We start from the raw sequence: 1423 nt of genomic DNA, 5'->3' as shown, positions 1-1423 counted from the left end.
CGGTGGCGTCGCTGCTCACGGCGGTCGCCGACCGAGCGCCGGTCCTCCTGGTCCTCGTTGATCTGCACCGCGCCGACGGTGACACCCTGGACCTGTTGACCGCGCTGCTCACCGGCCCGCAACCTGCCAGCGGGCCGGTGCTGATCCTCGGCACCTACCGGGCCACCGAGATCAGCCCGGAGCTGACCGCCACCCTGGCCCGCGCCGCCGGGCTGGAGCCGGTCCGGGAGTACCTCGCCGGCCTGCCCGCGTCGGCGACCGGTGTGCTGGCCGGCGCCATCGTCGGTGCGGAACTGGACCAGGCCACCGCCCGGTCGATCCACAACCGCAGCGGCGGTAACCCCTTCTTCGTCCGCGAACTGGCCCAGTTGTACGCGGCCGCCGGGGAGTCGGGGCTGGCCGCCGTGCCGCCCGGCGTACGCGACGTGATCCGGCACCGGTTGGCGCAGCTGCCCGCCCCGACCCGTACCGTGCTGCGCCAGGCGGCAGTGCTCGGCCGGGACCTCGACCCGGACGTGCTGGGCGTGCTGGCCGGTGACCCGGCGGCGGTGCTGGACGCCGTGGACCGCGCCCTGGCAGCCGGATTCCTCAGCGAGCGGGAGCCCGACGGGCGGCTGCGTTTCACCCACATCCTGGTTCGCGACACGCTCTACGCCGACCTGTCCGCGTCGCGCCGCTGCGCCTGGCACGCTGCCGTCGCCGAGGTGCTGCGACAGCGGGAACCCGTCGAACCGGCGGCCCTCGCGTACCACCTGCTGCGCGCCGGTGGGCCGGTCGCGGCCGCTGAGGCGTCGAGGTACGCCCGGGTGGCGGCCGAGCGGGCCGAACGGGGCGGCAACCCCCATGAGGCGGCTCGGCTGTGGGGTCAGGCGATCGACGCGTACGACCGCGCCGGTGGGGTCGAGCCGGGCGGGCGGGTGACCGCGCTGCTCGGCCTGGGGCGGGCGCTGGCGGTGACGGGCCGGTTGGCCGACGCGCGGCGACGGCGCGCCGAGGCGATCGCCGCCGCCGAGTCCACCGGCGACCCCCAGCTGATCCAGGAGGCGCTGGCCGGCTTCGACGTGCCCGCCAGTTGGACGCGCAACGACGACGACGTGCTCTCCGGGCACATCGTCCGGGCCGCCGAACACGCGCTGACAGCGCTCGGCCCGGTCCGCTCGGCGCAGCGCAGCCGGCTGCTGAGCACCCTCGCGCTGGAACTGCGCGGCACCACCACCGATCGTGGCCGCCGTGCCGCCGACGAGGCCGAGGCGATCGCCCGCAGCGTCGGCGATCCGGGGCTGGTGGCCTTCGCGCTCAACGCCCGCTTCATGCACTCCTTTCACCGCGTCGGTCTGGCCGGCGCGCGGGCCCGGATCGGCGTCGACCTGGTCGACCTGGCCGTCCGGCACCAGCTGGTGACCTTCGAGGTGCTCGGTCACCT

General features: G+C 75.8%; 1 pseudogene. It reads left to right on the top strand.

The features are described from left to right. A pseudogene (locus KBX53_RS32820) lies at nt 1-1423 on the top strand (SARP family transcriptional regulator); the annotation flags it as partial.

Origin of the sequence: Micromonospora sp. M51 (genome assembly GCF_018070305.1) — a bacterium.
Classification (GTDB): Bacteria; Actinomycetota; Actinomycetes; order Mycobacteriales; family Micromonosporaceae; genus Micromonospora; species Micromonospora parva.
The sequence above is the reverse complement of the archived record's forward strand: the minus strand, read 5'-3'. Positions and strand labels throughout refer to the sequence as shown.